The organism is Mycobacterium sp. 852002-51057_SCH5723018 (genome assembly GCF_001667035.1).
GTDB lineage: Bacteria > Actinomycetota > Actinomycetes > Mycobacteriales > Mycobacteriaceae > Mycobacterium.
Window position 1 is genome coordinate 54761 of record NZ_LZIR01000041.1, and the last position, 25632, is coordinate 80392.

The 25632-nt window shown below is 66.9% G+C and carries 25 protein-coding genes; 6 read left to right on the forward strand and 19 right to left on the reverse strand.

Translation table 11 applies throughout. The annotated features are described in order from the left end of the window. Positions 1-6 precede the first annotated feature (6 nt). Entirely contained in the window at positions 7-843 is an 837-nt protein-coding gene (locus A5764_RS10165) for an SDR family NAD(P)-dependent oxidoreductase (RefSeq protein ID WP_067112512.1), read from the forward strand. 153 nt (positions 844-996) lie between these two features. Here A5764_RS10165 and A5764_RS10170 read toward each other — a convergent pair whose 3' ends face one another. From A5764_RS10170 to A5764_RS10195, 6 genes are all read right to left on the reverse strand, one after another. After that, positions 997-2115, reverse strand: a complete 1119-nt coding sequence (locus A5764_RS10170) for a Xaa-Pro peptidase family protein (protein ID WP_067112515.1) — start codon at positions 2113-2115, stop codon at positions 997-999. Further along, on the reverse strand, positions 2105-3274 hold the full coding sequence (locus A5764_RS10175) for a Xaa-Pro peptidase family protein (protein WP_156664603.1): 1170 nt from the start codon (positions 3272-3274) through the stop codon (positions 2105-2107). Before A5764_RS10175 ends, A5764_RS10170 begins: the two co-directional genes overlap by 11 nt. Positions 3275-3354: 80 nt before the next feature. After that, the gene (locus A5764_RS10180) at positions 3355-4419 is read right to left on the reverse strand and encodes an amidohydrolase family protein (protein ID WP_197501288.1); all 1065 of its coding nucleotides are present in this window, start codon (positions 4417-4419) and stop codon (positions 3355-3357) included. A 159-nt stretch (positions 4420-4578) separates the two neighbouring features. Next, on the reverse strand, positions 4579-5829 hold the full coding sequence (locus A5764_RS10185) for a cytochrome P450 (protein WP_067112524.1): 1251 nt from the start codon (positions 5827-5829) through the stop codon (positions 4579-4581). A 1-nt stretch (position 5830) separates the two neighbouring features. After that, positions 5831-6025, reverse strand: a complete 195-nt coding sequence (locus A5764_RS10190; protein WP_067112527.1) for a ferredoxin — start codon at positions 6023-6025, stop codon at positions 5831-5833. 10 nt (positions 6026-6035) lie between these two features. Then, complete coding sequence (locus tag A5764_RS10195; RefSeq protein WP_067112530.1) at positions 6036-6710, reverse strand: TetR family transcriptional regulator; 675 nt, start codon at positions 6708-6710, stop codon at positions 6036-6038. A gap of 163 nt (positions 6711-6873) precedes the next feature. Between A5764_RS10195 and A5764_RS10200 the strand changes: the two genes are divergently transcribed. After that, the gene (locus A5764_RS10200; protein WP_067112533.1) at positions 6874-7296 is read left to right on the forward strand and encodes a PPOX class F420-dependent oxidoreductase; all 423 of its coding nucleotides are present in this window, start codon (positions 6874-6876) and stop codon (positions 7294-7296) included. A gap of 30 nt (positions 7297-7326) precedes the next feature. On the opposite strand, the gene A5764_RS10205 is transcribed toward A5764_RS10200, so the two are convergent. Further along, on the reverse strand, positions 7327-8139 hold the full coding sequence (locus A5764_RS10205) for an SDR family NAD(P)-dependent oxidoreductase (protein ID WP_067112536.1): 813 nt from the start codon (positions 8137-8139) through the stop codon (positions 7327-7329). Positions 8140-8407: 268 nt separating this feature from the next. Here A5764_RS10205 and A5764_RS10210 point away from each other — a divergent pair, with 268 nt between their 5' ends. Both A5764_RS10210 and A5764_RS10215 read left to right on the forward strand, forming a co-directional pair. After that, positions 8408-9175 carry an SDR family oxidoreductase gene (locus A5764_RS10210; RefSeq protein WP_067112539.1) on the forward strand — a complete coding sequence of 256 codons (768 nt, stop codon included), beginning with the start codon at positions 8408-8410 and terminating at the stop codon, positions 9173-9175. Positions 9176-9287: 112 nt separating this feature from the next. Beyond that, a complete protein-coding gene (locus A5764_RS10215; protein ID WP_067112544.1) occupies positions 9288-10886 on the forward strand; it encodes a multicopper oxidase family protein in 1599 nt (532 codons plus the stop codon). A gap of 2 nt (positions 10887-10888) precedes the next feature. On the opposite strand, the gene A5764_RS10220 is transcribed toward A5764_RS10215, so the two are convergent. From A5764_RS10220 to A5764_RS10255, 8 genes are read right to left on the reverse strand one after another with little or no spacing between them, the layout of a single operon-like run. Next, complete coding sequence (locus tag A5764_RS10220; protein WP_067112598.1) at positions 10889-11710, reverse strand: alpha/beta fold hydrolase; 822 nt, start codon at positions 11708-11710, stop codon at positions 10889-10891. After that, entirely contained in the window at positions 11710-12702 is a 993-nt protein-coding gene (locus A5764_RS10225; protein WP_067112547.1) for a cyclase family protein, read from the reverse strand. Before A5764_RS10225 ends, A5764_RS10220 begins: the two co-directional genes overlap by 1 nt. Next, on the reverse strand, positions 12690-13517 hold the full coding sequence (locus A5764_RS10230) for a coniferyl-alcohol dehydrogenase (protein WP_067112549.1): 828 nt from the start codon (positions 13515-13517) through the stop codon (positions 12690-12692). The genes A5764_RS10225 and A5764_RS10230 overlap by 13 nt, the downstream gene beginning before the upstream one ends. 20 nt (positions 13518-13537) lie before the next feature. Then, positions 13538-14848, reverse strand: coding sequence for an LLM class flavin-dependent oxidoreductase (locus tag A5764_RS10235; protein WP_067112551.1), 1311 nt, complete (start codon positions 14846-14848; stop codon positions 13538-13540). 3 nt (positions 14849-14851) lie between these two features. After that, positions 14852-16588 carry an FAD-binding protein gene (locus tag A5764_RS10240; RefSeq protein WP_067112554.1) on the reverse strand — a complete coding sequence of 579 codons (1737 nt, stop codon included), beginning with the start codon at positions 16586-16588 and terminating at the stop codon, positions 14852-14854. After that, the gene (locus tag A5764_RS10245; protein ID WP_067112556.1) at positions 16585-17502 is read right to left on the reverse strand and encodes a 3-carboxyethylcatechol 2,3-dioxygenase; all 918 of its coding nucleotides are present in this window, start codon (positions 17500-17502) and stop codon (positions 16585-16587) included. Before A5764_RS10245 ends, A5764_RS10240 begins: the two co-directional genes overlap by 4 nt. After that, positions 17450-19153: a bifunctional 3-(3-hydroxy-phenyl)propionate/3-hydroxycinnamic acid hydroxylase gene (locus A5764_RS10250; protein ID WP_067112559.1), complete on the reverse strand. Its 1704-nt coding sequence runs from the start codon at positions 19151-19153 to the stop codon at positions 17450-17452. Before A5764_RS10250 ends, A5764_RS10245 begins: the two co-directional genes overlap by 53 nt. Further along, complete coding sequence (locus tag A5764_RS10255; protein ID WP_067112562.1) at positions 19153-20034, reverse strand: alpha/beta fold hydrolase; 882 nt, start codon at positions 20032-20034, stop codon at positions 19153-19155. The genes A5764_RS10250 and A5764_RS10255 overlap by 1 nt, the downstream gene beginning before the upstream one ends. Positions 20035-20169: 135 nt before the next feature. On the opposite strand from A5764_RS10255, the gene A5764_RS10260 reads away from it, so the two are divergent. Both A5764_RS10260 and A5764_RS10265 read left to right on the forward strand, forming a co-directional pair. Continuing rightward, a complete protein-coding gene (locus A5764_RS10260; protein WP_067112601.1) occupies positions 20170-20847 on the forward strand; it encodes an IclR family transcriptional regulator in 678 nt (225 codons plus the stop codon). Between the two features lie 14 nt (positions 20848-20861). Beyond that, on the forward strand, positions 20862-22478 hold the full coding sequence (locus A5764_RS10265; RefSeq protein WP_067112565.1) for an FAD-dependent oxidoreductase: 1617 nt from the start codon (positions 20862-20864) through the stop codon (positions 22476-22478). 20 nt (positions 22479-22498) lie between these two features. Here A5764_RS10265 and A5764_RS10270 read toward each other — a convergent pair whose 3' ends face one another. From A5764_RS10270 to A5764_RS10285, 4 genes are all read right to left on the reverse strand, one after another. Next, positions 22499-22852, reverse strand: a complete 354-nt coding sequence (locus tag A5764_RS10270) for a nuclear transport factor 2 family protein (protein WP_082951629.1) — start codon at positions 22850-22852, stop codon at positions 22499-22501. A gap of 242 nt (positions 22853-23094) precedes the next feature. Then, a complete protein-coding gene (locus A5764_RS10275; protein ID WP_067112570.1) occupies positions 23095-23469 on the reverse strand; it encodes a limonene-1,2-epoxide hydrolase family protein in 375 nt (124 codons plus the stop codon). Positions 23470-23528: 59 nt separating this feature from the next. Then, entirely contained in the window at positions 23529-24410 is an 882-nt protein-coding gene (gene meaB, locus A5764_RS10280; RefSeq protein WP_067112572.1) for a methylmalonyl Co-A mutase-associated GTPase MeaB, read from the reverse strand. A 3-nt stretch (positions 24411-24413) separates the two neighbouring features. Then, positions 24414-25553: a thiolase family protein gene (locus A5764_RS10285; RefSeq protein WP_067112575.1), complete on the reverse strand. Its 1140-nt coding sequence runs from the start codon at positions 25551-25553 to the stop codon at positions 24414-24416. Between the last annotated feature and the right edge of the window lie 79 nt (positions 25554-25632).

The window sequence follows — 25632 nt, forward strand, 5'->3', positions numbered from 1 at the left end:
CGTCCCATGGACGGATTCGAGGGGCGCGGGGCTGTCATCACCGGCGGAGCGAGCGGCATCGGTTTGGCCACCGCCACCGAGTTCGCCCGGCGCGGAGCGCGGGTCGTGCTCGCCGATGTCGATCAGCCCGCGCTGGAACAGGCCGTGGCGCGGTTGCGTGCGGAGGGGTTTGAAGCGCACGGCGTGATGTGCGACGTCCGGCACCTCGACGAGGTGCTTCACCTCGCTGACGAGGCCTTCCGCCTGCTCGGCGAGGTCGACGTCGTCTTCAGCAACGCGGGCATCGTCATCGCGGGGCCGATTGCGCAGATGACGCACGACGACTGGCGCTGGGTAATCGACATCGACCTGTGGGGCTCGATCCACGCCGTCGAGGCGTTCCTGCCCCGGTTGCTCGAGCAGGGCAAGGGCGGCCACATCGCCTTCACCGCCTCCTTCGCCGGCCTGGTGCCCAACACGGGCCTCGGGACGTACGGCGTTGCCAAATATGGCGTCGTCGCCTTGGCGGAGACGCTGGCCCGCGAGGTCAGGGACAACGGCATCGGCGTGTCGGTGCTGTGCCCGATGGTCGTCGAAACCAAGCTGGTGTCCAACTCCGAACGAATCCGCGGCGCCGATTACGGGCTGGCGTCAACACCGGACGTGACGGGGTCGATGGGCCCGCTCCCAGCCCAAGACGACACGCTCGGCGTCGATGACGTCGCACGGCTGACGGCCGAGGCGATCCTGGCCAACCGCCTGTACATCCTGCCGCACGGGGCCGCCCGGGCCTCGATCCGCCGCAGGTTCGAGCGCATTGACAGCGCATTCGACGACCAGGCCGCCGCGGGGTGGGCCCACTAATACCGCCGAGCAGACGCAAAAGCCCCCTCGCGCCCGGGTTTTCGGAGGCTTCTGCGTCTGCTCGCGCGAAGATCAGGCCACGCGCCCGCTATTCCGGTCGACAGGTCGATAAACGTGTAGCCGGTCAGGGGCGCTTCGACCTCGGATCCCGCACTATGCCTGCCATGACGGGCTCGAGGTCAGCACCTCTGGGCCGTCTGCGGTGATCAGCACCGCTTCGCGCCCGAAGACCGCTCCCACTCCCGGTTCCCAGACGTAGCCGGTGACGGCCAACACCATTCCGGGCTCCAGCCGTTCGTCGGCCGCGCAGTGCGGTAGGTGTTGGGAGACGACGGGCGGGTCGAAGCCCATGCCCAGCCCCCGCGCCACCGGCATCGGCGGCGCCGGCTCCCCCGCGGCCGGGTAAGCAGCCAGCAGCCCGTCAGCCCCGGCGCCCGGCTGGCACGCGGCTAAGAGCCTGGCCCACAGGTGGTTCCAGCGCCGGTAGGGGCGGGCGGCGCCGCTGGCCGCGCCCGCGGGCCAGGTCCGCCCCACCTCACCGATGTAGCCACCGGCCAGCACCCCGGCGCTAAAGGCCACCAGGTCACCGTCTTTCACCCGCCCGTCGCCGTCGACGCGCCGCCACGGGTGGTCCCGAGAAGTCACCCAGGCCACATCCTGATTCGACGGTGTGCTGACCCCGCCGGCGGCCAGAGCCTCCACCAGCGCACCGGCCAGCAGTTGTTCGCTTACCCCGGGGCGCAGCTCGGACACCGCGGCGGCCAAGGCGGATTCGGCCACCGCGATCGCCTGCCGCAGGGAATCGACCTCTTCGGCCGTCTTGATCCGCCGGGCGGCGCGCATCGCGAGTTCCCCGTCGACCAGCTTCGCGTTGGGGAACGCGGTGGGCAGCAGCTTGGCGAAAGCCGGTGACAGAGCGTCGGTTCCGACGCGGCGCGCGGTGGCCGCTCCGTCGATGCGCTGCAGCGCCGCGATCGTGTTCATCGGGTTCCATGAGATGCCGTACAGGTTTTCGTGGGGGATGTCGTCGGGAACGCCCTCGTCCCAGGTGCTGAGCAGATGGACGGCACCGGTCTCGCGCACCAGGACGCAGGTGGGGCCGAACGGGCGGGTCCCGGCGACCCACAGCTGCGGCGTCCCGGAGACGTAACGGACGTTGGCCTGGCGCCCGAGCACCACGACGTCGAGGTCGTGCGCGGCCATCTGCTCCAGCGCCCGTTGCCGGCGCCCCAGGCGCAGCGCCCGGTCGTCGGGCAGGACTTCAGTTGCCATAGGGGTCATAGGGGTAGTCGGTCAATTTGATCCAGCCGTCGTCGGTGATCACCAAAACCTCTTCGCTGCGGTAGCCGCCGGTGCCGTCCTCCCACACCACCGGTTCCAAGACCAGCACCATGCCCTGTCGCAGCACGAAGTTCTCGTCGAACTCGTCGCCGAGATCGGTTCCGATCATGGGCATTTCGGCGGCGTTGACGCCGATGCCATGGCCGAGGTAGAAGTGCGGGAGCCAGGGCCGGCTTCCGCCGTTGGCTTTGGTCGCGGCCCGTCCGAGGTCGGCGGCCGTGGCGCCGGCCCGGGCCACGTCGAGCACCGCGGTCATGATCTCGAGCCATTTGTCGAACTGCGCCCGCTGGCGCGGCGACGGGTCGCGGCCGACGATCCAGGTGCGCCCGAAGTCCGAGCAGTAGCCACGGTAGGTGATGCTGACGTCGGTCCACAGCACGTCGCCTTCGACAAGCTCGCGTTCGGTGGACAACAGCGGCAGCGCCAGGTCGCCGTGCGTGGTCCACACTCCTTCGGCCTTGGTCGGCGGCATCACCTGCCAGATCGGTTCCAGCATGCTGGCCGTGGCGCCCAGTTCGAACGCCCGCCGCAAAAAGCCTGCGGAGAGGTCGATCTGGCGGATGCCGGGGGCCAGGGCTTTGTGGACGTCGACCATCGCCTCGTCGGTGATGCGGATGGCGGTGCGCATGCACGACAGCTCGTCCGGGGTCTTGACCGACTTGGCGGCGCTCACGATCGCGGCGGCGTCGGCCGGGGCGCCGTCGCCGAACAGCAGCTTCGCCGCGCGCGACATCGCCCCCGTGCATTCGTCGACCGCGATCACCGCGCCGGCCGGAATCAGGCCGGCCACCTGATGCGCGAAGTTCTCAACACCCTCGTCGAATTCGAGATACACCGGCCCGTGCAGGTGATCGGCGGGCAGGTCGGACTCCTGCGCGGCGCCCTCGCGGAACGGCAGGAACAGGTGCGGCCACTCGTCGTCGGCGACCACCACGGCTACCGGCCGCTCGACGTAAGACAGCCCGGCGTCGCCCAGCGGCCAACTGGTGCCGGTGGCATAGACCACCGCGTTGTTGCCCAGCAGGATCATCGCGTCGACGCCACGTTCGGCCATCGCAGAGCGCAGCCGGGCCCCGGTCTCGCGACGCATCCGGGCCACGTCGGGCGTTTCGGGAATCACCAGGCCCTGACCGGCACCGCCGCTGCCGGTGCCCGCTTGGGCGATCGTCGTCACTCCAGGCCCAAGAATTTCGTCACGTTGCCGCTGACGATCCGCGCGGCGTTCTCCGGCCCGACGGCGTCGACCACGGCGGCCAGCGATTTCTCCGAATAGCCGTAGGTGCTTTCGTTGTGCGGGTAGTCGCTGGACCACATCACCTTGTCCACCCCGATCTTGTCGATCAGCTGCAGTCCCAGCGGGTCGACCATGAACGACGCGCTCATGTGGGTGTCCCAGTAGTAGCGCACATCGTGCTCCAGCGGCCGGTTGAACATGTGCTGATAGGAGGCCACCAGGTGCTCGGCGTCTTGCAGCGCCCAAGGAACCCACGCGATGCCGCCCTCGAACCAACCGATCCGCAGTCCCGGGTGCCGGTCGAGGATGCCGCCAAAGATGTACTTGGAGAACGTTTCCCGGAATCCATCAATGTTGATCATCATTCCGACGACGACGCTGTTGAACTCACACGGGCTCTTCGGCGGGGTTTCTCCGATGTGGTGGGCGACCGGCAGGCCGGACGCCTCGATCTCGCCCCAGACGGCGCTCATGGAAGTGCTCGAGTAGTCGATCGGGTTGCCCTCCTCATCCTTGCCGGGATTCAGCGGCATCAGGAACGTCTTGAGCCCCAAGGACTTCAGCTCGTCCAGCGTCCGCCGGGTGCCCTGCGGATCCCACCAGTTGATCAGACCGGCACCGTAGAAGTGGCCGCTCGAGCGTTCCTGGAGTTCCGCGATGTACTCGTTGTAGATGCGGAACGCCAGTTCGCGAAGTTTCTTGTCCGGGTAGTGGAACAGGGCCAGCACCGCGTTGGGGAATGCCAGTTCCTTGTCGACGCCGTCGTCGTGCAGCTCCTGGATGCGGGCCTCGATGTTGGTGCTGGCGGCCCCGGGCAGGTCGTCGTACTGCATCAGCACCGCGCTGAAGTCGCCCGGCAGGAAGGACTGGCCCTTGCGCCCGACCTGGTAGGCGCCATCCTCGTACCAGATCCGCGGCGCCTTGTCCTTCAGATCATCCGGGAAGCGTTCGTAGAAAATGTCGGCGGCCAAGGAGATGTGGTTGTCCGCGGAGAAAACCACGGTCCCTTCTGGCAGCCCCACGTCGCTGCCGCTGGCGTGCCCGCGGCGGTCCTTCGGTGCGCCAAAGCCTCCCGGCGGATAGAGCGAAACGGTGCTGGTTTGAGTCGTCATCGTTGACCCTCCATTCGGATCCATTTTTTTGAGCCTAGCCAGCTCGGATTACCAGGTCACCGGCAGTTCGTAGACGCCGTAGGCGAGCCGGTCATGCTTGAACGGGATGTCGTCGATCGGGACGGCCAGCGCCAGCGTGGGAATGCGGCGGAACAACGTGCGGTAGATGATCTGCAGTTCCGCGCGGGCGAGCTGCTGACCGACGCATTGGTGCCTGCCGTAGCCGAAGGCGACGTTTCGGTCCGCCCCCGACCGGTGCAGGTATAGCCGTTCCGGCTCGGTGAAGACTCGCTGGTCCCAGTTCGCCGGTGCCAGGTCGATGATGATGCCTTCGCCGGCCCGAATGACTTCCCCCGCGATGGCGATGTCTTCGAGCGCCACGCGCCGCTGGCCGTTCTGGATGATGCTGAGATAGCGCAACAGCTCCTCGACCGCGTTCGCGACGATCTTGGGATCCTCGGCATCACGGATGACAGCCAGCTGATCCGGATTGTCCAGCAGCGCAAGCACACCGAGCCCGATCATGTTCGAGGTGGTCTCGTGCCCGGCGATCAGCAATCCGGTGCCCAACTGAGCGGCCTCTCTGACGCTGAGCTCGCCGGCCTTGACCCGCTCCGCCAGGTCGGACACAGCGTCTGGCGCAGAATCCGAGGCGGGGTTTTCCATCTTCGCCTCGACCAGTTGGGCGAGGTACTTGTTGAGGCTCATCGCGCCTTTGACGGTGTCCTCACCGGTCGCGTACCGTGCGAGCCCGACGTTGGCGTGGTGCTGGAACATGTCCGCGTCTTCGTAGGGCACGCCGAGCAGCTGGCTGATCACCAGCGACGGGACCGGCAGGGCCAGCGCGGTGACGACGTCGGCGGGCTGCGGTCCGGCCAGCATCGCGTCGATGTGGTCGTCGGTGATCTGTTGGATCGTCGGGCGCAGCCCTTCCACCCGCTTGAAGGTGAAGGGCTTCGACAGCATTCGACGGAATCGAGTGTGCTCTTCGCCGTCGGCGGTGAAGACCGATCGGGGGCGCTTGTGCACCGTGGACAACATGCCCGCGTTCCAGTGCGGAAACCCCGGCGCCCGGTCGTCGACGCTGACCCGGGAATCCGAAAACAGTTCCCGTACTTGGTCGTAGCCGGTGATCAGCCATGGTGTGCTGCCGTCCCAAATCCGGACTCGGGTGACCGGCTTGGCTTCGGCGAGGGCCATGACGTCCGGCGGCGGGGCGAATGGGCAGCTCGCCCGCCTGCCCATCGGATACTCCGGGATCTCGGCCTCGGTGGTAGTGCTCGTCAGTGTGTCCGACATTTCATTCCTCGATGTGAATGGCCAGTGCGGGGCACGCGGTGGCCGCCCGGCGGGCTCCCTCGGCCTGCGCTTCCGAGGGATGGGGATTGAGCAAAACGACGACGCCGTCGTCGTCGCGCTGGTCGAATACCTCGGGCGCGTTCATCACGCAGTTCCCCGAGGAAGCGCAAATGTCTTGGTCGACAGTCACTTTCATCTGCGGCCCTTCACTCGTACGGCGTCACGGGCGCCAGCCACAGGCCCACGATGGCGTCGATGAGCCCGGACGCCGCAGCGCGCCAAGAGGTTTGGTGCATGGACGAACCCGCCGCCAGCGCGCGTTCCCGGTCGGCGCAGGTGTGCATCAGCAGGTTGCGGGCCATGATGTTGCGTTCGAAACGCACCTCGGCCGGGAGGTCGGGCAGGCAGCTGTTGATGCCGTCGACCACCTGAACCAGCGACGGCGAGCTGAGCGCACCCTTGACGATGATGTTGTAGTAGGCCGGATCGGTCATCGCCTGCGCCGCGAAGCGCGCGTACCAGGTGGGTGACCCATCACAGCCGAGATCCGCCAGGTGGTCGGTCAGGGGCCGCACCAGGCAGGCCACCCAGTCACGCATGCCCGCTGAGCCCCCGGCGTCCAGCAGCTCGGCGACCATTTCTTCGCGAAGCTGCTCGACGGGGCCGCGGTGTTTGTGCTCGATGGCACGGACCAGGTCGGCCTTGGTGCCGAAGTGGTAACCCACCGCGGCATTGTTGCCCTGCCCGGCGGCCTCGCTGACCTGGCGGTTCGACACCGCGAACATGCCGTGCTCGGCATATAGCCGCTCGGCCGCCGCCAGGATCGCCTCCTGGGTGGAGCTGGCCCGCTCGGTGCGAACCATCCTGCCTGCCACGGTCATGGGCACCAGTCAACCGGGCCGGAGACTTTAAGTCAAGCGCTTGATTTAATCTAGGGATGCCCGGTGGTGCACCACCGTGGTGACTACGGGTGGGGCCGCAGGCGAGGCACGATCGAGCCTGATGTGTTGACTTCAACAGAACTTGAAGTTTTAGCCTGCCGGCATGACCTTCAAATCGCACGAAATTGAATTCCTGCGCCAGGCAGACCTGGGTCGGTTGGCGACCATCCGGCACGACGGCACGCCGCAGAACAGCCCGGTGGGATTCACCTACAACGAGTCACTGGGCACCATCGACATCACTGGCTACCGCATGTCGAAGAGCCAGAAGTACCGCAACATTGCGCACCACAACAAGGTTGCCTTCGTCGTCGACGACATCCCCTCGCGCGACCCCTGGCGGGTTCGTTGCCTTGAGATACGCGGCATCGCCCAGCAAGCCGAGGCGCCACCGTCGCGGGGCGCCGCGGGCGACGAGCTCGACACGGCGATCATCCGGATCACGCCGCAGCGCATCATCAGCTTCGGCATTGACGATCAGGTCAGCGAACCGCACCAGCTGCGGGTGGACCGGCGCAACGTTTAGCGCGCCGGCAGCGAAGCGGCCCGCCTAACGTCAGCCCTCGCGCTTCTTGGACCGGATCGGCTTGCCGGCGGACGACCCGCCGTCCACCGGCAGCACGGTCCCCGTGACGTACCGGGACCGGTCGGTGGCGAAATACAGGGCCGCCTCGGCGATGTCCTCGGGCGTGCCCTCGCGCTTCAGCGGCCGGTCCTCGCGCATCGTTTCGCGAATCGACGCCTCGAACCGCTCGATCTCGTCCGGCTCCATGTTCAGCGCAGACTTCGAGACCAAGGGCGTCGGGATGTTGCCTGGCGCAATCACGTTGACGCGAATCTCGTAGTGGGCCAACTCAATTGCCGCGCATTTGGTGAACTGGATGACCGCCGCTTTGGACGCCCGGTAAGTCATCACGCCTCCGCCGGCCTGGATTCCGCCAATCGAGCTGACATTGATGATCGATCCGCCGCCGTGAGCGGCCATGTGTCGAGCGGCGTCTCGGGTACCCGCCATCACGCCCAGTACGTTGACCGCCATCACGCGGTGGAAGTCGGCCAGGTCGTCGTCGAGGAACCGACGATGCATCTTGCTCGAAACACCGGCGTTGTTCACCATCACGTCCAGGCCGCCAAATTTGTCCACCGCCGCGGCCACCAGCGCCCGGACCTCTTCGGGGTCGGAGACGTCCGTCCGCTGAAAGAAAGCGTCGGGTCCCAGCGCCGCCGCCAGCTCGTCGCCCTTGTCGGTTTCGATGTCGGCAATGACGACCCGCGCGCCCTCGGCCACAAATTTCTCCACGGTGCCGCGGCCGATGCCGGAAGCACCGCCGGTGACGATGGCAACCTTGCCCGCCAGTTCGTTGACCACACGACGAGTTAATCGGCGCCGCCGGTGTTAAGTCAAGCAGTTGATTTAACCCTTTGCGTGGGCGCTTCCTCGATGTCGTGTGAATCCCGGGCGACGACACGCCGCTGAACTCCACCGCTGCCTCACACTCAAAGCCCTGAGTTCACACTCAATTGCTCCCCGATCGCTTGCTAGCGCTTGCTGCCGCCTACTGTCGCCTTCGGTGGCTTCGAGCATCGGTGGGATGCTGGCGTGGCCAGTTCATCGGCTATCTCGGGAAGGCTTGATTATGAAGATTCTGGTCGTCGGCGGCACGGGGCTCATCGGCTCGCAGGTCATCGCCAATCTGACCCAGCTGGGACACGAGGCGGTGTCGGCGTCGCCGCGCTCGGGGGTCAACAGTGTCACCGGCGAGGGTCTCGCCGAGGCAGTCGCGGGCGTGCACACCGTGGTGGACGTGGCCAACTCGCCGTCCTTCGACGACGACCCCGTAATGGACTTCTTCACCGCCTCGACGAGAAACCTCCTCGACGCGGAGCGGGCCGCCGGTGTGCAGCACCATGTGGCGCTCTCCATTGTGGGAGCCGACCGCGCCACCGACAGTGGATACATGCGGGCCAAGGTTGCCCAGGAAAAGCTGATCGAGGCAGCGGCGGTGCCTTATTCGATCGTGCGGGCCACCCAGTTCTTCGAATTCGTCAACGCGATCGCCGATTCGGCAACCGAGGGCGACACGGTTCGCCTGCCGGTGGGGGCGTTCCAGCCCATCGCCGCCAAGGACGTCGCCACGGCCGTCAGTGGCGCAACGATCAGTGATCCGAGCAATGGCATCACCAATATCGCCGGCCCCGAAAAGCGCGGCATGGACGACTTCATCCGGACCGCGCTGGCCGCATCCAACGATCCTCGCCAGGTAGCGGGAGACCCTACGGCCCGCTATTTCGGTACCACGCTGGACGAGCACACCATCGTTCCCCTCGACAGCGAGGACCCGACGATCTACCCCACCCGCTTCAGCGATTGGCTGGCCGCCCAGATGCCGAGTTCCGCGCACTGAGCGGTCGCAACGCGGCCGGGACATCGTTGGCGGTCGAGTACTTGTGATCCGGCTGACACCAGAGCACGGTAGAAGGCGCCGGGGTGAATCGACCCGTCACGAGGAGCGCTGAATGCCGGTGCGACCCACAAGCTGGGTTCTCTCAGACCCGACGCGGCTGACCAGGCGCGGCTTCATGGCCGCCGGACTCGCGGGCGGGTTGGCGTTGGCGGGCTGCGGCCAATCCAAGTCCCAGGGATCGGACACCGCCGCCCAGATGGCCGCCGCCATCGCCGCCGCCGAGGCGGCCCGGCCGCACAGCGGGCGCACCGTGACCGCCAGCCTGGCGGCGCAGCCGGCGCAAGTCGACCTGGGCGGACCGGTCGCCCGCACGTTCGCCTATGGCAACGCCATCCCGGGACCGCTGATCCGGGCCAAGATCGGCGACGAGCTCGTGGTCACCGTCTCCAACCGGTTGGACCATGCGACATCGGTGCATTGGCACGGCGTCGCGCTGCGCAACGACATGGACGGCGCCGCGCCCGCCACGCCGAACGTTCCGGCCGGTCAAGACTTCACCTATCGGTTCTCCGTACCGAATTCGGGCACCTACTGGGCCCATCCGCATACCGGACTGGACGCCGACATGGGGCTTTATCTGCCCGTCATTGTCGACGATCCGACCGAGGGCAACTACGACGCCGAATGGATTGTGGTCCTTGACGATTGGACCGATGGCGTCGGCAAGAGTCCCCAGCAGCTCTACGCCGAGCTGACGGCGCCGAACAAGCCCGGCAGGTCGAACATGCCGACGACGACGTCGCCGACCACGACGACTTCGAAGACCTCAACGACCTCGACACGCTCAACCACACCGATGTCGGGGATGCCGGGCATGTCGGGGACCACCGGCGGCAGAAGCGACCTGCTTGGCGGCGACGCCGGAGACATCGACTATCCCTACTACCTGATCAACGGCCGAATTCCGGCGGCGCCCACCAGCTTCAGCGCCAAACCGGGTCAGAGAATCAGGATCCGCTTCATCAACACCGGCTCCGACACCACGTTTCGCGTCGCGCTGGCCGGCCACCCGATGACGGTCACTCATACCGACGGCTATCGCGTGGTGCCCAGGCAGGTCGACGCCCTGCTCATCGGCATGGCTGAACGCTACGACGTCGTCGTGACCGCAGCCGAGGGCGTCTTCCCGCTGGTCGCGGTCGCGGAAGGCAAGAACGGCCTCGCCCGCGCCCTGCTATCGACGGGCGCCGGCAGCGCACCCGACCCTGGGTTCAAGCCCGCCGAACTCACCAAGCGGGTGGGCACCATCGAGATGTTCACCGCCACAACGCCGGTCAACCTGGGCCGCCCCCAGCCCGACCTCAACCTCGAAGTTCTCTTGGGCGGCAACATGACCCAATACAACTGGATGATCAACGGCAAGCCCTACAGCCAGACCGATCCGTTGCACGTACGGCAAGGTGAACGTCCCACCATCACGTTCGACAACCCCACGATGATGTATCACCCGATTCACCTGCACGGCCACACCTTTCAGCTGATCAAGGCCGATGGCAGCCCCGGCGCACGCAAGGACACCGTCATCGTGCTGCCCAAGCAGAAAATCGTGGCCGTGCTGGTCGCCGACAACCCGGGCCTGTGGATGCTGCACTGCCACAACACCTACCACCAAGAGGCCGGCATGCAGACCCGGCTGGACTACACCTTCTGACCTCAGGCGGCTGAGAAGAAGTCCAATAACAGCTCGTTGACGGCGGCGGGCTGTTCGATCTGCGGACAGTGCCCCGCCTTGTCCACCACCGCCGCACGGCAGCCGTCGATCTGCTTCGCGATCTGGGCCGCCCACCCGACCGGTAGCAGCTTGTCGTCTCCCCCCTCCACGACCAGCGTTGGCACCGCGATGCGCTCGTAAGCTCGCGTGCTGGACGGCGTGGCAGGCGGCGCCGCGTCCGGACGGCGGAATCGGGCCGCTGCCACCGCCTCCCAGGCGCCGGGTGCGACGCTGGACTCATAGCGGCGTCGCACGTAGTCCTCGTCGGCCGGATAGGCGGGGTCGTAGAACAGCGCCTCGACGATGCGCCGCATCGCCGGCAGGGTGGCGTCGTATTGCTGCAGCGCGTCGAAATGCCGGCTCTTCTGGATCTCCCCGCCTCCGCAGATGGCTACCAAGGTGCGAATGGGCAGCAGCGGCTTGTCCGATGTGGCGTCGGTGAGCAGGTTTATGGCGCCCATCGAGTTGCCGACGAAGTGCGCCGAGGCGACGCCGAGCACCTCGCAGAAGCGCGCCACGTGCCGGATGCGCATCCCGCGGCCGTCGACGAAGTCGATGACCTTCGCCGACCGCCCGAACCCCAGCTGGTCCGGAGCCAGCACGCGGAAGCGCTCGGCGAGGGCGGCGATGTTGCGTTCCCACCCGAGTTCGGCGCTGGCGCCGAACTCGCCGCCGTGCAGCAGCACCACCGGGTCGCCGTGGCCAGCCTCCAGATAGCTGGTCACCAGGGCGTCGACCAACGTCGTCTTGCGATGGACCACGATCATTTGATCGCGATCGGATTGACCGGAGAGCCAACAGCGCCGACGACACTCAGCGGTGGTGCAACAAGCTGGAATTCGTAGACGCCGTCGGCGGCGCAGTCGGCCGCCAGCGCTGTGAGATCCCAGTACTCGCCGAACATCATTCCCATGTCGCGCAGGCAGAGCAGATGCAGGGGGAAGGTGATGCCCTCGACGCCGGATACCAGGTCTTCGACTTGCAGGTTGTCGGCGGCGACCGCCGCGATCTCGCGGTCGTGCAGCCACGAGGCGCAGCGCCAGTCCAGCCCCGAATAGCTTTCCGCCTTGTTGCCGGTGATGAGAAACCTTGTCCACCAGCCGGTCCGGATCAACACGATGTCGCCCCGCCCGACCGTCACCCCCTGCGCGCGAACGACGTCGTCCAGTTCCTCCGGTGTGATCGGGTTTCCGGCCTCGAGGAAGACCTCCGCGCCGCGATGACGAACGAGATCGAGCAGCACACCGCGCGACGTGATGCCCTTGACGTCCACCTTGTCGATGCCGCAGTGGTAGGCCCCCATGCTGGTCACCGAATCCGCCGGAAAGCCGTTGTAGAGCTGGTCGTCGTAGTAGACGTGCGATAGCGCATCCCACTGGCTGGCGGCCTGCAACGGCATGATGATCATGTCGTCGTTGAAGCGGAACGGGTTGTCGGCAGTCATGTATCCACTTAGCTGCTTAGCCAACGGGTTTCGTGCCCACTCGGGACCGTACTTGGCCAAGGTGTTCACGTCACCGCCGTCCACTGTCATGACATGCACCGGGTTGTGCCGAAACTCGAAGGCGCCCTGCGGACCTGACGAGCCGAAGTCCACACCGAGCGGAAACACCTTGCCGTGCCGGACCAGGCTCGCGGCTTGCGCGACCTTGTCCGCGGTGATGAAGTTCAACGTGCCCAGCTCGTCGTCGGCTCCCCACCGTCCCCAGTTGGACACGTCGCGAGCGACGCGCCGAAAGTCCGTTACGCTGGCCACGGCGCTCCTTCCTCGAGCTCACGGGCGATCGCGGCGCCGACGTTCCCGCCGTCGACCCACAACACCTGGCCCGTAATGTAGCTGGCGGCAGGGCTATTCAGGAAGAGCAGGACTGCGGCCTGTTCGCCGGGGGTGGCAACGCGGCCCAGCGGCTTGGGTATGTCGTCGAGGTACCCCTGGCCATACGCGGTCCGCAGCTGATCGAGGATCGGGGTCTCGGTCACTCCCGGGCCGGTGCAGTTGATGCGGATGCCCCGCGCACCAAGGGGCGTGGCGTTGCGCATCGTGTAAAGGATGACCGCTTCCTTGGAGAATTGGTAGCCGCCGCCGGCCAGCGCGTCGGGGTGGGCGCGACACCAGTCGATGCCATCCTGCATCGTCGCGGTATTCACCAGCGGCGCCACCGCCCGCAGATGCTCGCGGTATGCCGCGGCCGCGAGCGACGAGACGCTGACGATCGAGGACCCCGCGGCCATCTTGCCGGTCAGCGCCTCAGTGAACTGCCGCAGGCCCAGGAAGTTGATGGTGACGACCAGCGGCGGGTTGCCGATTCCGGAAGAAACACCGGCGACATTGAACAGCGCATCGACGGGCCCGTCGATGGACACCGCCGCGCGATCTATCGATACCGCATCGGCGAGGTCGACCTCGTGAAACTCGTTGATCGCGAAGGGCGGTCGGCGCTTATCCAGTCCGACGACGTGCGCCCCGAGCTCGGTGAGCTGCCGCACCACCTGTTCGCCGATGCCCGACGCGCATCCGGTCACCACCGCGCGGCGGCCGTCGTAGCGCCACAGCTCGTCGATGCGTCCCAAGACTCACCCAGCTTCCGGTATCACTTGCGCTGCTGCTCCTGCTCCTTCAAGCGCTGCGCCGCCTGAACGCGGCCCTCGTTGATCTCCGCCATCGCTTCGGGGATCTCGCTGGCGGTGAACTTACCGCCACGGCCGGTGGGAAGTCCGCCGAAGGAGTAGTTTTCGTCGAATCGCGGGGCGGTCGATTCCGGCCGGCGCGCCTCGACCTTCTCGATGACGGGCGCTAGCCGGGCGGCTTTGTCGGCGACGGCTTTCTCGTCGCGTTCGATGAACTCGGGCAGCACCTCTTTGCCCATCAGCTCGATGGATTCCATGGTGCCCTCGTGGCTGCGCGGGTTGAGCAGCAGGATAATCTCGTCGACGCCGCTCTCCTCGTAGCCCCGCAGGAATTCGCGCACGGTGGCCGGAGAGCCGATCGCGCCGCGCCCGGGGCCGTAGGCCAACGTCGGGTCCTTCTCCACCTCTTCGAGGTAACGCTTCCACACCCCGGTGCGGCCGGGGGTGTGCACACCGGTCATGTAGTAGTGCATGATCCCGAACGAGAAGAAACCGCCGCCCTGTCCGAGCCGTTGCAACGCCTGCTCATCGGTCTTGGCGACCATCATGGACAGGTCGCCGCCGATGGCCAGGATGTTGGGGTTGATCAGCGGCGTGACCGGGACGCCGTTCTCCTCGAACTCCTTGTAGTAGCCGTTGACCCGCTCGGTCAGCGGCCCGGGACCGGTGTAGGCGAAACTCAGAGCGCCAATGGCTTTTTGGGCTGCCATCTGCACACTGGCCGGGCGCGTGCAGGCGACCCAGACCGGCGGGTGCGGCTTTTGCATCGGCTTGGGGATGACGTTGCGGGCCGGCATCTGGACGTGCTCACCCTTGAATCCGGCGAAGGGTTCCTCGATCATGCAGCGGATCGCGACCTCGAGGGCCTCTTCCCACTGGGCGCGTTTGTCGGCGGGGTCGATGTTGAATCCGCCGAGCTCGCCGACGGACGACGACTCGCCGGTGCCGAACTCGACGCGCCCGTTGGAGAGCAGGTCGAGGGTGGCGATGCGTTCGGCGACCCGGGCGGGGTGGTTGACCGCGGGAGGCAGGTGCATGATGCCGAACCCCAGCCGGATGTTCTTGGTCCGCTGGCTGGCGGCGGCCAGGAAGATTTCCGGCGCCGTGGAATGGCAGTATTCCTCGAGGAAGTGGTGCTCGGTGAGCCAGACGGTGGAGAACCCCGCCTTGTCCGCGGTCTCCACCTCGTCCAGACACTCCTGGAGCAACACCCGCTCGTCATCCGGCACCCACGGGCGCGGCAGGGCGAACTCGTAGAACAGTGAGATTTTCATTTGCTACCTCCTATGAGAATTAAGGGTCTGGTTCGCAACGTGTTTCGCGGCGACGAAGCCAAACGCCATGGCCGGGCCGATGGTCGCCCCGGCGCCGGCGTAGCTGCGTCCCATGACGGGCGCGGCGGTGTTGCCCACCGCGTACAGCCCCCGAATGACGGTGTCGTCCGGGCGCAGCACCCGGGCGTATTCGTCGGTACGCAGCCCGCCCGATGTGCCGAGGTCGCCGAGCACGACGCGGAAGGCGTAGTAGGGCGGGTCGCCCAGCGGGTGCAGGTTGGGGTTGGGCAGGGTGGGGTCGCCGTAGTAGTTGTCGTAGATGCTGTCGCCGCGGTTGAAGTCGTCGTCGTGGCCCTTGTGGGCGAGTTCGTTGAAGCGGGCGGCGGTTTCGCAAAGCTGGCGTGCCGGTACCCCGATCTTGGCCGCCATCTCGTCAAAGCCCATCGCCTCCTTGACCACGCCCGAGTCCAGCCAGGCCCGCGGCATCTTGCGTCCGGTGGGCACTGGCGCCCCGGGGATTTTCGGGATCGGCAGATGGCCGGCGATGACGTAGCGATTCCACGACCGGTGGTCGGTGATGAGCCAGCATGGGATGTGGGTCACCCCCGATTTCTGGCCCTCGATCATGGCGTGGCCGAAGTCCATGTACGGCGCCGCCTCATTGATGAACCGCTTGCCGTCGCCGTTGACGATGAACTGCGCCGGCATCATCCGTTCGTTGAGCATGAACTGCATCCGGCCGTCCGGCCATTGGATGGCCGGAAACCACCAGGCCTCGTCGAGCAGATCAGTTGCGGCGCCGGCCATTTGGCCGGCTCGGATGCCGTCTCCCATCGCGGCCGGATTGCCGAAACTCCAGTCCTGATCTACCACGGGGAGATGCTCTTTGCGCCAGGCGAGGTCGTGGTCGAAGCCCCCGGACGCCAGGATGACCCCCCGGCGCACGCCGATCCGCCGCGTCTCGCCGTCCCGTTCCACCAGCGCGCCGGTCACCGATCCGTCGGCGTCGGTGATCAGTTCGGTCATCGGCGAGTCCAGCCACAGCGGGATGCCGCGTTCGCGCATCGCCAGCCTCAGCCGGGCCACCAGCGACTGACCGATCGCCGCCATCCGCTCGCCGAACACCCTGGCCCTGACCATCCGCGAAATCAGCTTCAACAGCACGCCTTTGCCAGCCCACGACTGCCTGATCCGGTAGAACGTCCGAAGCTCCTTGGGACCCAACCAGATTCCCCGGGGGGCAAGGGCCAGCGGCTTGAGCAGCTTCTGCTCATCGGGCCCCAGCGTCCGCAGGTCGATCGGCGGCACGTTGATGGTGCTACCGAGTTCAGAGCCACCGGGCAACTCCGGATAGTAGTCGGCATAGCCGGGCTTCCAGACGAACTCGAACCATCGCGACAGCTGCTCGAGGAACTCCAGCATCTGCGGTGCCGACTCGACGTATTGGCGGATGCGCGCCTCGCTGACCATGCCCCCGGTGATCTTCTGCAGGTACTCCACGACGCCTTCGGGGGCCGGGGAGTAGCCCTCCCTGCGTTGCGCGGGCGCGCCGGGCACCCAGATGCCACCACCCGAAAGTGCCGTGGAACCGCCGAAATAGGACGACTTCTCCACCACCAGGGTGTCCAGCCCGGAGGCGTTCGCGGTCAGTGCGGCCGCCATTCCCCCACCGCCGGAACCGGCGATCAGTACGTCGACGACGTGATCGAAGCCGTCCGCAGTCGCAGGGGCCGCGGTCATTTCGACAAAGCCGTCCGGATGGCGAAGCCGGCGATCAGCTCCGCGGCAGGCTTGTAGTAGCGCACGGTGGTCTGGTAGGACCCCACGGTTTCCAGTGCCGCGAACGCCGCTATCCACGTTCGGATTTCGTGCGCCGAACTGCCACCCTCGTAAACGATGAACGAGTTCGACCAGTGGTCGGTCTCGGACAGCCGCCCCTCGTCGACGATCTCGAGGAATCGGTGGTCCCACACCGGGTTGAGGGGTTGCAGTTCGCTCTCGCCGCCGGAGAAGCTCCGGGCCGCCTCGATCACGGCCGCCTGCCGGGCCTCCCGCTGTTCGGGCGTCATGGGCCGGCCGTCCACGATGCGCTCCAGCACCGCAGGAGGTGCGGTCGCCAGCGTCGGCACCGGCGGGCTGTGCGAGAGCCCACCGGAACCCACCACGAGGACCCGTTTGTCGAGGCCGGCCAGATAGGTGCCGACGGCGGCGCCCAACGCCCGGCAGCGATGCACTGGGCCCAGCGGCACGGCGATTGCATTGACGAAGATCGGTATCACCGGGCGCGCCGTGGCGTCTCCTAAGAGCTTTTCCAGCGGCTGAACCGTTCCGTGGTCGACGTCCATGCTCGCCGATACCGCGACGTCGACGCCGGCACCGAGCACGGCCTGCGCGCACTCGGCCGCCAGGTCTTCGGGGACGTCGAGCGGTCCGGCGTGGGTGCCGTAGTCACCGACACCGTTGGCGCGCAGGCCGATACAGAACGGCGGCATCGCCTTGTAGAAGAACCCGTTGTAGTGGTCGGGCGAGAAGATGACGACGAGCTCGGGGTCGTAGTCTTCGACGAATTCCCGGGCGCGCGCGATGGCGCCTTCAACGTCGTCAAGCAGGTCCTGCGACGGCCCGGGAAGATTCAGCAGCGGGCTGTGCGACATACAGCACAGAGCCAGAGTCATTGTTGGCGTCACCCCCTCCCGGCGTGAGCGCGAGGGTGTCCAGCAGCGAGGCGCTCAGCTCGGGCGCGAGCTGAGCGATGCATGCGCCCGCGATGCACCGATCGGGGCGCACGAACAACACCGATTCCTGGTGGGCGTCGAACCACGATTTGAGGCCGCCGCCGCGGTCACCGACGACCACGACATCGGGATCGTCGTGGCCAGTCCAGTGCAATTGAGTCGAGGGCCGCAGCGCAAAGAAACGGGTGCCCAGGGCTTTCCAGCTGGCGAACGCCGCGTCGCCGAGGATCTTGCGCGGGTTGTTGTTCCAGCACAGCACGGCGAACCAATCGCCGAGCACGTCGTCCAACAGCACGTCCTGCTGGGTTCGGGTGTCGACCCGCGGCTGGACGAACAAGGTGCCCACCGGCGAATCGGCGCGGCGAGGGGCGGAGTGGACGACGGCGCCCTGCTCGTAGCGCGGCATCGGCTTGAACCGCATCTCCAGCACATATCGCTTGAGCGAGGGCACGATTGACGCCGACCGCACCAGCAGGTCCCGTGCCGTCGCGACCCTGCGGTCCGTCGGCGAGATCACCCGGCCCACCATGGTCGACAGGTCGATCATCGCCCGGGCGTGCTTGCGCCGTTCGATGTCATAGGTGTCCAACAACCGGTCGTCGGCGCGCCCGGTCACCACCGCCGCGAGCTTCCAGCCCAGGTTGGCGGCGTCTCGGATACCGCTGTTGTAGCCCTGTCCCTGCCATACCGGCATCAGGTGCGCCGCGTCCCCGGCCAGCAGCAGCCGCCCGCTGCGGAACGCGCCCGCGATGCGCGAGTGATGGGTGTAGACCCGCCGCCGGATCACGTCCACCCGGTCGGGGTGCGGTACCATCCGCGCCAGCATCTGCCTCAGAAAGGCGGGATCCTCCGCCTGCTCGTCGGTCTCGCCGGCGTGAATCATGAACTCGAACCGGCGAATTCCGTGCGCGATCGAGATGGAGGCGTACGGGCGTTCCGGGTCGGCGCCGACCTCGCTGTTGGGATGGCCCAGCGGGTCGTTGGCGATGTCGACGACCAGCCACCGCGTCGACGACGTCGTCCCGTCGAAGGACACACCCATCATCCGGCGGGTCATGCTGCGCCCGCCGTCGCAGCCGACCACATAGCGCGCCCGCACGCTGACGACGCCGTCACCGGTGCCGCATTCGACCGTCACCTGCTCTGCGGCCTGCGCGCACGAGATCATGGGGCGGTTCCACCACACGTCGACGTGGTCGAATCGGTCCAGCCCGCGCAGCAATTCGGCATCGACAAGCGGCTGGACGAAGCCATTGCGCTTGGGCCAGCCGAAACGCGCGTCGGGCGGGGCCATTTCGGCGAGCACCCGACGCTTGGCGTCGACGAAACGCAGGATCTGGTTGGGGACGGTGTGCGGCAGGATGCGGTCGACCAGCCCGATCGACTGGAAGGTGCGCAACGCCTCGTCGTCCAGCCCGACGCCGCGCGGGTAGTCGATGAGCGTGTCGCGTTCGTCGACGACCAGTGTCCGGACACCTTGCCGCCCAAGGGTGTTGGCCAGCGTCAATCCGACCGGGCCCGCGCCGACCACCAGGACGTCGACCGCTGTGTCTTGCTGCGGGGGCTCCATCACCGTGTCGCCCGACCCAGCAGGAAATCGAGATGCAGACGATTGAATGTCTTGGCGTCCTCGTACTGCGGCCAGTGACCGCAGCCGGGCATCACCTCGAAGCGCGCGGCGGGGATCATCGACGCGATCCGTCGGCCCTCCGTCACGTCGGCGGTCGGGTCGTCGCTCGTCCACAGCACCAGCGTCGGGGCGGTGATCGCGCCGTACTCGTCCGGTCCGAGCAGGTTGCGCGCCCGAATCTCGGGATCCTGCAGCGCCATGATGTCGCGCATGGCGGCAACGAATCCCGGTTGGCGGTATACCCGTTGGCGGCTGGCCACCAGGTCGTCGTAGTCCCTGGACTTGTCGGCCATCAACCATTTGATCCGCGCCCGCACCGTTTCCCAGGTCGGGTCCTCGGCGGCCGCCATGGACAGCGTGATGATCCGCTGCATCACCACGGCATCGGCCTGCGATCCGCCGGCGGTGTTGAGCACCAACCGGTCCACCACGTCCGGATGGTCGACGGCGGCACGGGCGGCCACCCAGCCGCCGAGCGATTCGCCGCTCAGGCAGGCTCGATTGACACCGATGGTGCGCAGCACGGCCATCAGGTGTTCGACGTAATGCCTGACTTCCAGTGGGTGGCCCGGCTTGTCGGTGTACCCATGGCCCAGCATGTCGATCGACCAGGTCCAGAAATGCTCCCCGTGCGCGGCCAGGTTGCGCACGTACGCCTCGGCGTGGCCGCCGGACCCGTGCAGGAGGATCAGTACCGGCTTGCCGGGATCACCGGCACGCAGGTAGCGCGTTCGCACTCCCCCGGCCCCTCCTGCCAGGAGGTAGCCCTGCTCAAAGGCGACACCCTGGAGATCGCTCCATATGCTCTCGAACTCCGTCACGGTTCCTCTCTGGCCCGGGGAAATCTGGTTCTCGTTTTCGACCTAGCTCTCGTATTTGGATCCGGTGTGCTAATATCGCACACTGATGTGCGATATATATAGAGCTTGGCTCTCGCCTGGTGGTATGTCAAGGCCGTGACGGGTTCGGGGACGGGTTCGCAGACGCTGGCGCGGGGACTCACCGCGCTGCAGATGGTGGCCGACTCGGCGACCGGGCTCACCGTGCAACAGCTCGCCCACCGACTCGGCGTGCATCGCACCATCGCCCACCGGTTGCTTGCGACGTTGAGCGAATTCCGGTTGGTGACAAAGGGAGAGGACGGGCGCTACCGGCCCGGGGCGGGCCTCGCCGTGCTCGGCGCGTCCTTCGACCGCAACGTGCGCCAACTCAGCCTGCCGACGCTGCGCGCGCTGGCCGACGACCTTGGCACCACCGTGTCCTTGCTGGTCGCCGAGGGAGACCAGCAGGTGGCGATCGCGGTGATCGTGCCCAGCCACGTCGCGTACCAACTGTCTTTTCACGAGGGCAGCCGGTACGCGCTCGACCGCGGCGCCGCCGGGATCGCCTTGCTGGCTTGCATGCCGCCACGCCCCGGAGAACGAGATCTGGTCGCCCAGGCTCGTGAGCGCGGTTGGGTCACGACGTACGGCGAAATCGAACCGAACACCTACGGCCTAGCCGTCCCCGTCCACCGCCAGGCGCCGTCCCCGCCGACGTGCATCAACCTCATCTCGCACCGAGAAGACGTGGTGATGCGCGGCAAGGACGCGGTCGTCACGGCCGCCAAGCAGTTGTCCGAGCTGTTGAGCTGAAGGGATAGCAGCCCATGTCGTGGGACCACGAAGTCGATGTCGTCGTGCTCGGAAGCGGCGGGGCCGGGCTCACGGCCGCGCTGGCCGCGGCGGTCGCCGGCGCCTCGGTGGAGGTCTTCGAGAAGGCGCCGACCGTCGGCGGCACCACCGCGGTATCTGGTGGCATCGCCTGGATTCCCGCCCACAACCGTTCTGCCGACGGGGAATTGACGGTGGCGGATGCGTTGCAATACCTGCGCGCGCAGTCCCTGGGTTCGATGGACGACGCCCTGGTCGAGACGTTCGTGCGGAGCGGCGCGGCGATGCTCGACTTCGTCGAGGCCCACAGCGGCGTGCGCTTCGAGATCGCGGAGGGCTTCCCCGACTACCGGCCGGAGCTGCCGGGCGGCCGACCTACCGGAGGCCGATCGCACAGCCCGGCCCCCTTCGATCTGACCGAACTCGGCGAGTGGGGCACATGCATCACGTCGTTTCCCGCCGATTGGTCGAACGTCGGTTTCGACGCCGAAACGAGGGCGCGGCTGCACGCCGCGATCGACGAAAAAACCGGCGACTTGTGCGTTGCCGGCACCGCCCTGGTCGCGGGGCTGCTCAAGGGCGTGCTGGATGCCGGTGTGGCACTGCGGGTGAATGCCAGGGCCGAAGAACTCATCGGCCAGGACGGCGAAATCGCCGGTGTGCGCGTTCTGCTGGCAGGCCGAAGCCTGGACGTGCGCGCACGCCGCGGCGTCATCCTGGCCACCGGCGGCTTCGAATGGGATCCCGTTCTGGCGCAAGCCTTTTTGCGCGGACCGATGCACGGCGCGGTTTCCCCGCCGAACAACACCGGTGACGGCCTGCGCATGGCGATGGCCCACGGGGCGGAGCTGGCCAACATGGGCGAAGCCTGGTGGGTGCCGATCGTGCAAATCCCCGGCGACACCATCGACGGCAAGCCGCGCAGCCGTAGCGTCAGGCTGGAACGAACCCGACCCAGGAGCATCATCGTCAACTCGGCCGGGCGGCGGTTCGTCAACGAGGCATGCGATTACAACTCGATGGCCGGCGCCTTCCAGTATCTCGATCCGCGCGGCGGGTACGTCAACGATCGTGCCTGGATGGTGTTCGATTCAGTTCACCTGCAGCGGTACGGGTTTCTCGGTGTCGAGCCGGGGCAACCGGCGCCGGACTGGTATTGCGAGTCGGCGGACCTCGCCGAGTTGGCGGCCAAGACCGGCATCGACGCCGACGGCCTCAGCCGCACCATCCAGGAATGGAACCGTCACGTGGCCAACGGCGCCGATCCCGACTTCGGCCGCGGTTCCAGCGCATACGACGGCTATTGGGGCGACCCGAGCGCGACAACGCTCGCCGGCAAGACCCTCGGACCGATCAACACCGCGCCCTACTATGCGGTGCCGGTGCGCATCGGCGCGATGGGCACCAAGGGCGGACCGCGCACCGACCACGACGGCCGCGTCCTGCACGTCAGTGGCGAGCCGATACCGGGCCTCTTCGCGGCGGGCAACGCCATGGGCGGCGTCACCGGAAGGGCCTACGGCGGTGCCGGCGGAACCATAGGTCCGGCAATGGTTTTCGGCTATCGCGCGGGCCACGCGGTCGCTACCGGGAAGCCGGTTGAACTTCAGTAGAGATCGCTGGTAGTGCCCTGTTACGGCACGAGATAGGTTCCGTGCCCCTCGATCACCAGGTCGCCGGTGAACCGCAAGACTTCGCTCACCAGCCCATCGTCTTGATTGCGGTACACAATGACGATCGTGTCGATCCCCTGGTACACGGCTTCGACGACGAAACGAAGATTAAGGAAGCGCTGCAGCGCCCTGGACCAGTAGTCGCGGAGCGCCGGCTTGCCACGCACCACCCCTGCCGATTCCGGCATGAGCATCGCGGCCACCGGTGAAGTGAATACCACGTCCTCGTGAAAGTGCTCGAGGACAGAGTCCACGTCGTGGGCATTCCATGCTGACACCCATCGCTCGCTGAAGGTCACCGCGTCAAGGTCCACGTTGGCAATGTAATAGCCATCGCGTGGGAGAATGGTGTCTATGGCGTTGCTCCTCTGGGATCAACACACCAGCCTGCCGCTGTAGACCGACGTCGACCCGCTCACGCGTGGCCACTGCAGGCGGCTTAGCCCGGGTAGCCGCCGATCTGCGCTCGGGAGAATGGCATCAACGACACTCAGAGCTGCTTGAGCAACAGCACTTCGACGCCCGATACCCGCCTGCTCATCAGCGATCGCGACGACTAACTGAAGGCGCTGGTGATGGCCGCCATGTCGAAGTAGTCGCGCCACGCCGCAATCCGGCCGTCCTGCACCTCGAAGACACCCATGACTGGTAACGGGATCTCGCCGCCGCCCTTGCGACGCAATACGTCGGTGCGTTCGTTCATCACCAATGTGCCATCGCTGATCTGCCGGTGCACCCTGAAGTCGATCCCGTCGAATGCGGCGACGAATCCCGCGATGAAGTCCCTTATCGCCTGACGACCCTGCACCGGGTCCATTGGAATGTTGTGATAGACCGCGTCTTCGGTGAAGTAGCCCGCGAGCTGGTCCGGGTCGGGCGATGCCCACAGCTTGCAGAATTCGGTTACCAGCTCGTCAGGAGAACGCGTCATGCCTTCATGGAACACATTGCTAGGCAATAAATCAAGGCTCCACAGGGGGATTGACGCTGTCACTCCGCCTGCCTTGGCGCCAGCAGCTTTTCGGCCGCGGTGTAGGGATCGTTGTGCCCGTCGACCACGGCCTCGGCGAGCCGGTCGAGATCGGGCTCGGTGCGCAACCGGGTTTGGGCCAGCGACAGGATCTGCGCTCGGGCGCGGGCCAGGCGCCGTTCCCGACTGTCGGTGCGGTGGTGGTCGTCGATGGCGGCCATCAGGTCGGCAACGCCCTCGCCGCGCGCGGCGACCAGGCTGACGATTGGTGCCGTGGTTTCGGCGCGCAGGTCCCGCACCGTTTGTTCGGCACCCTCGCGGTCGGCCTTGTTGACCGCCACAATGTCGGCGACTTCCAGGACCCCGGCCTTGGCGGCTTGGACCGCGTCGCCCGCGCCGGGATTGAGGATGACGATGGTTGGGTCGGCGACGGCGGCAATTTCGATCTCCGACTGCCCCACCCCAACGGTCTCCAGCATGACCACGCCGTAACCGATCGCGCCGAGCAGCCGGATCGCCGCGGGAACGGCGGCGGCCAGCCCCCCGACGTGACCGCGGGTCGCCACCGAACGGATCAGGACGTCGGAGTCGTTGATATGCGCGGTCATTCGAATGCGATCGCCCAGTAGCGCGCCGCCGCTGAACGGCGACGACGGATCGACGGCGAGCACGGCCACCCTGGACCCGCGCTCCCGGTAGGCGCCGACCAGTGCGGCGATCGTCGTCGACTTGCCCGCGCCCGGCGGTCCGGTGATGCCTAGAACAGGAACGGCGTGCACCGATGAGGGTTCGATGCCGGCGAGCACCTCGTCGCGGCGCTCGCTTTCGATGAGGCTGAGTAGCCGACCCGCCGCACGCTGGGATCCGTTGCGTGCGCTGGCGATCAGGTCGGCGATGGTCATATGTTACGGGGCCGGGACCTCGATGACCGTGGCCGAACCCATTCCGCCACCTGCGCACATGGCGGCGACGCCGATACCGCCTCCGCGGCGGCGCAATTCGTGCACCAGCGTGACCAGCATCCGCGCCCCGGTCGCCGCCACCGGATGCCCGAGCGAGCAGCCGCTGCCGCTGACGTTGACTTTGTCGGCGTCCAGCTCGAGCAGCTTGATGGTGGCCACGCACATCGCCGCGAACGCTTCGTTGATTTCGAAGAGGTCCACGTTGTCCGTCGAAAGACCGGCGCGGGCAAGGGCTTTCGGGATTGCGTCCACCGGCGCCAAGCCGGTGATCGCGGGGTCGACACCGACGGACGCCCATGACCGCACCGTGGCCAGGGCGGGCAGCCCGAGCGTGTCGCTGGCGACGGTCAGCACGGCCGCGCCGTCGTTGGCGCCGCAGGCGTTGCCGGCGGTGATCGAGAAGCCCTCGATTTCCGGATGCAGCGGCTTGAGCGCGGCCAGCTTCTCCATGCTGGTGTCACGGCGCGGATGCTCGTCGACCTCGAACAGCCCGTGCGGGGTCTCGATCGGAACGATCTCCTCCTTGAAGCGGCCCTCGTCGATCGCGGCGATCGCGTTGCGGTGCGACCGCAGCGCCCATGCGTCCATCTCCTCGCGGCTGACTCCCGCCTTGACCGCGGCGTTCCAGCCCACGGTGATCGACATGTCCAGGTTGGGCGCGTCGGGACGGTCCGGGTGGGTCGGCGGGAACCAGTCGACCCATTCCCCGTCCACCTGCATCCGCGACCGCGGCGACGTGGAAGCCGAGTTCACCCCGCCGGCGATAACCAGTTGGTCCATGCCGGCGCGCACGCTGGCCGCGGCGCTTTGCACCGCCGCCTGGCCGGCCGCGCAGTGCCGGTTGTTGGCCAGCCCGGGCACCTGCGGTAGACCGGCGGTGATGGCCGCGTGGCGGGCGACCACGCCGCCCCCGTACAGGCCCTCGCCGAGGATCACGTCGTCGACCTGGCTTGCATCCAGGTCCTTCGCCGCCTCGCTGACCACGTGGTGCGCGAGTTCAAACGCGCTGGTGTCGCGCAGGGTCCCCTTCTTGGCGGTGCCGATCGGGGTGCGCAGGGCGGACACGATGACGGCTTCAGGCACGGTTTCTCCAGTTCGGCGAACGTATTGCGGGCATTGCGAGAACACTATTCTCTCAAACTGAGAGTATGAGTTGCAAGGA